Here is a 5,130-nt window from a genome sequence, read left to right as displayed (position 1 = left end):
CTTCTTGTACGTCTTCCAGTTGTCGTAGAGCTTCACCCGCGCCGACAGCTTGCCGGTGCTGGTGCCCTTGTAGAGGTAGACGGTCCCGGTCGAGGAGTTGCGCGCGATCAGGTCGGGGCGCCCGTCCCTGGTCACGTCACCGGGCGCGGTCAGCACGTCGTACTGGTTCCAGCCGGACGTGCCCAGCGAGGTGTACGGCGTCGACGGCTTCAGCGCGGCCCCGCAGCCCGGCTTGTAGGCGCGCAGGGCGCCGCTGCTCAGCCGCACCAGCACGTCGTTGCAGCGGTCCCCGCTGAGGTCCCCGAACGGCACCGCCTTGACCGTGGTCGGCCAGCCGCTGCCGCTCACCTTGTCGGTGAACGTGCCCTTGCCGGTGCCCTGCTGGAACGTGAGCGTGCCGGAGGAGTTGAGGGTGAGGAGGTCACCGATGCCGTCCCGGCCGGCGTGATCGCGCCGCACCCCGGCGGCGAGCGTTCCGCCGGGCAGCAGGTGGATGCGTTCACCGCTGTCGACGAAGGCCACGCGGCCAGTGTCGGGATCCAGGGTCCAGCGCACGCGTCGGTCGGAGGTGCTGCCCTCGGGCATGAGGTTCTTGGTCGCGGGCAGATCGGCCAGGTCGGAGGTGACCGCCTGCCCGGAGCGGACGTCGGTGCGCACCAGCTTGCCTCGCGCGTTGTCATGGCGCACCAGGAACCCGTCCGCCAGCAGCGCGTCCCCCACGGGCACGGGCACCGACCGGCCGCGGGAACGGTCGAAGACGCCGGCCTTCTTCTGCGCAGCGCACGCCCAGTACACGAAGCGGCCGTTGGCCTGCAGCTCGCTGGGCACGCACGCCGAGCCGACGTTGACGTCGATGGCCGCGGCCGTCGAGCCGAGGCGGCTCATCGACAGGTGTCCGGCGGTGGACGTCGTGGTCCACCACTGTCCGTCCCACAGGGTGGCCGCCACGGCCGTGCGTGTCGAGACCACCTTGGACTGCGTCCAGTCGACGAGGAACTGCTTGTGGTTCGCGCCGCCCGAGAGCAGCGCGTACCGTCCCTGCACGGCGCTCACTTCGCCGTAGAAGCCGTCAACCGTCAGCGTCTGCACCTCACCGGCGGGGGTGCGGCGGTGTATCCACTGCGTGCTCTCCCAGTCGTTGTAGACGACCGATCCGTCACCCGCGCCGAACAGCCGCACACAGCTGGACCAGATGGAGCATGGCTTGACCCATCCGCCGGCCTGGCGGACCGGTCCCACCTGGGGGACCGCGTCGGCCGACACGGTGCGCGTGTTGAACATGACGTCGTAGGCCGGGGACGCGGTCTGATCCGTCCAGGCCAGGGTGCCGCCGGCCAGGGAGAGCCCGTCGACGGGCGCGGGCACCGGCGGCAGGTCCATCAGTTGCTCGACGGCGATCTGCCCGTCCGGCCCCTCGAAGATGCGGTGCATGCCCCAGTGGGCCTTGTCGGGGCCGCCCGCCGCGATGGCCGAGCCGTCCGCCGACGCGTTGACCCAGCCGTCCATCTGCGGCAGCAGCGTGCGCCATTCGCCGGCACCGGTGAGGGGCCGGGTGAGCACGGCCCGCGTCTCGTCGCCGTAGGTGGTCAGTACGACGTTGTCACCGACGACCGTGAAGTCGGTCGTCCTCTCGGTGCCCTGGTACGGGACGGTGATCACCGGTCCGTCCAGCGCGTCGCGGCGCAGCAGCCGCGCACCGGCACCCGGGTACCACCAGCCCACGTAGCCCTCAGTCAGAACAGGCACCCGGCCCGAGGTCGCCTTGTAGGGGGCGAACAGCTTGGTCCAGGTCCCCTCGCGGACGTCGACGAGGACGAGCTGGTAGAGGAACACTTGGGGGTCCTCGGTCGGCAGGCGGTAGCGCAGCAGCAGCGAGCGGTCGTCCCTCTCGCTCACGGCGAGGAGCTTTGCGTCGGCGGGCCAGCCGGTCACCTTCGTGTCCTCGGTGCCGCCGTCGGCCGACTGCTTCAGCAGGTGCAGTTCGCGGACGTTGGTCGAGCTGCCCAGGTAGGCGACCACGACACCCTCGCCGGCTGTTCCCGCGTAGGTCAGACCGGTCCGGACGGTCACCGAGCCGCGGTCCTCCCCGGAGCCCAGCGCGCGGAACCTGACGACGCGTCGGCCCTCGGCGTCGGTCGACAAGGTGTAGGTGGTGTCCGACTGGGCGAGCCCGTTGGGCTGCTGCGTGCCGGCGAACTCGGTCACCTGCCGGGTCTGGCGCGTCGCGTAGTCGGTCCAGCTCCAGCCGGTGGAGCCTTCCGGGCTCGACAGCACACCGGTGTCGCCGAAGCCGATGAACACCGGGTTGCGGGTGGCCCTGCGGTCCGCGGCGGGAAGCACGACCTCGCCCGGCCCGACGACCTGGTCAGCCCCCGCGGTCACCGCCATCCCCGTCGTCGGCATCGCGGCCGCAGTACCCGCGGCCAGGACGACGGTCACGGCCAGGGCCACGCCCCCTCTGTCGAACAGACGACGTCGTACGACCTTGATGACCCCCACGGAACCCCCCGGCCCTCACCCTGCCGGCCGCGACCCCGAGAGCCCCGACAGCCTGTGAATGAAATGTGCATGCCCTGAGTGGGCGACGGGAGCCTATCAGTGCATACCAGTGCGGTTGCCGGGATTACCGGGACGGCGGAAAGGACCCGCACGACGCAGCCGCACGGGCCCCTCGTCCCCGCTCATCAGGCGTCGGCCCTTGCACGGCCACAGGCCCCTGGCCGGGGCGCGGCCGAAGGGCCGGTGCTGGTGCCGCGGTGGCCATCACAAGGAGGACCGGCAGGAACAACCCCTTCCGGCTCGTTCTTACGTCACGTCGACGTAGTCGCCAGCGGCACTGACGGCCGGGGTGGTCGTGGTGCCGGGGAAGGAGTAGCGGTAGAAGCCGTCGGCGGTGGCCTTGAGGGTGGTCTTCAACTCGCCGGTGCTGTTGGTGGTGACGGTCTTGAGGGTGGTGTAGGTGCTGCTGTTCTTGGGCCGGTACTGGAGTTTCACCCGTTGGCCGCTGTAGCCGGCGTACTTGCGGGTGTCCCAGTTGGCGCGGGAGAGCTTGCCGGTGACGGTGAGGGTCTTGCCCTTTTTCACGGGCTCGGGGGCCGCGTTCGTGGTCAGCTGGGACCTTCGCTGGACGTTGACGGTCGCCCAGGAGTCGATGGTGGTTTGGACGCGGTCCTTGGAGAAGGCGCTGGCGTAGATGTGCCAGGTGCCGGCCTTCGCGTTGGAGAGGGCGTTGATCATGTCGCGGGTGTCGGCCATGACCTGGAAGTTCATGGTGCAGGTGGTGGTCGTGGCGCTGTCGGCATGGCAGTTGGGGGCGTCGTAGGAGATTGCGCCCGTGCGGTCGTCGAAGGAGGGGCCGCGCCACAGCTGCACGTCTGCCACGATCACGCCGGACGCATCAGTGGCCGTGACCTGGGCGCTGAACTTGGTGACGGAGGTGGGGCCGACCACGATGTTCTTGCCCTTGTTGACCACGACCTTGGTGATGACCGGTTGACCGTCGGCGTGCGCCGGAACACCGGCACCAGCGGTCAGCAGCAGGGCGGCGGACGTGGTCCCGGCCATCGCCGCAGCACGTATACGCATGTGAGTCCCAGTCAGAACAGGGGGCCGGTACGGCAGTGCATGGCGTGAGCGGCCCGCGAGAGTCGGGGAGCCGATTGGCCCGCGTGATCAGACACTCCGCAGGGACTGAGGGTTGTATGAGCGTTGGTGATCGACCCATCTCTTTCGGTGCCGCGCTATCGCGGCGGTTGGTCTTCCCTCAGGTAACACACGGCGGGGATGTGCTGGGCCAGCCGCATGCGGACGGTGGCGTGCCCGAGCGCGGCGAGTTGGGAGAGGGCTTTTCATGTTCAGGATCTTGTCCATGGTGTAGGCCTCGGTACACGGGCCGAGGTCGATCCGGTGCTCGAGGCCCACCGTCTGGCCGGCGCCGCCTCTCCCGATGGCGCAACCGATCAGGATCGCGGAAGGGACGCCGCCGTGGCACGAGCGCCACACGCGTCCGGCGGGCTACCAGCGGTCCGCGATGGCCTGTGCTGCCTGTTCGGCGCCGGGGTCGAGTGGGGATGCGGCGACCAGTGCTGCCTGGTTTCTGCGCTGTACGTGGGCGGCCAGGCCGTGGTCGCCGACATGGATGTGGCCGAGGAGGGGGATGCCGGCGGCGGCCATGTTGGCTTCCACCGCGCGAACGAAGCCGGGCTGGGGTTCCGGGGCCGACTGGGCGCCGCTTGCGGTGATCATGCCGAGGAACGTGGAGGGGCGGTGATAGAGGAAGTTGAGGTGGCGTTCGCGCAGCAGAACGGCGCTCTGCTCGGCGGTGAGCGGGCGCTCCTGCCGGTCTTCGGGTAGCGCGCCGTGGGTGAGGGTTTCGGCGATGGGGGCTCCGTTGCTGGCGGCGAGCACGATGAAGTGGTCCACGAGTTCGCGGTGCGGCCAGGTCGGCCGGCCCATGAGGACCACGGTGTCGAAGTGGCGGCGTCCCTGCTGCAGCGCATCGCGCAGCGGGTCGTCAGTACGGGTGAGGAGCCTGGGGTTGGCGGGTGGAGTCGACCAGGGAGTGTGCTGCTCGACCAGCAGACCGCCAGCCTTCCGGCCGGGGCCCGCAGACCACACCAGGGTGCTGCGGTGTCCGGGCCACTCCTGCTGCCTTTGCTCGGCGGCCTTGCGCTCCCGGGCCTTGCGGGAGAAGAGCGCCATGTCGGTCTGGTAGGGCTTGTACTCGTGCACGAGCAGCACCCGCATCCCCTGTCGGGCCCACGCGAGCGCCAGTTGGACTGCGAGCGTGCCGAGGACGTACTGGTCCTCCAGCAGGAACTGCACGGTGCGCCCGTGGCGGGAGGGCGGGGCTGCGCGGCGGACCTGGGTGTAGCGGACACCTGTGGCCTGTTGGGCTTTGCGGGCTCGGGCCTTGGGGCCGCTGGCACCGGACTTGGTCATGGGGATCGATCTCCGCTCCAGGGCCCCCGCCGCCCCGCAGAGTCGATGACGCGCAGGTATGAGCGAACAGTGCGGGACCGTCCCTGGAATCCCAGGGGATCCCGGTGTCCTTGGCCCGGTGCGTGACCGGTGCGGGGTACCGGGCGCGGGCTCGCGGCGTGCGCAGCCTGCCGCAGGCCAGACCCTAGC

The 5,130-nt window shown here is 70.1% G+C and carries 3 protein-coding genes; all 3 read right to left on the bottom strand.

Going from position 1 to position 5,130, the window contains the following annotated elements; genetic code table 11:
• Positions 1–2,499: VCBS repeat-containing protein (locus EHS43_RS36745; protein WP_148104180.1), on the bottom strand; the 2,499-nt coding region annotated here is incomplete at its 3' end.
• A 306-nt stretch (positions 2,500–2,805) separates the two neighbouring features.
• Positions 2,806–3,585, bottom strand: a complete 780-nt coding sequence (locus EHS43_RS36740) for a calcium-binding protein (protein ID WP_125194941.1) — start codon at positions 3,583–3,585, stop codon at positions 2,806–2,808.
• A 429-nt stretch (positions 3,586–4,014) separates the two neighbouring features.
• The gene (locus EHS43_RS36735) at positions 4,015–4,941 is read right to left on the bottom strand and encodes a hypothetical protein (protein ID WP_125194938.1); all 927 of its coding nucleotides are present in this window, start codon (positions 4,939–4,941) and stop codon (positions 4,015–4,017) included.
• Between the last annotated feature and the right edge of the window lie 189 nt (positions 4,942–5,130).

Origin of the sequence: Streptomyces sp. RP5T (assembly GCF_003933965.1) — a bacterium.
In the GTDB taxonomy this organism is placed as follows: domain Bacteria; phylum Actinomycetota; class Actinomycetes; order Streptomycetales; family Streptomycetaceae; genus Streptomyces.
The sequence above is the reverse complement of the archived record's forward strand: the minus strand, read 5'-3'. Positions and strand labels throughout refer to the sequence as shown.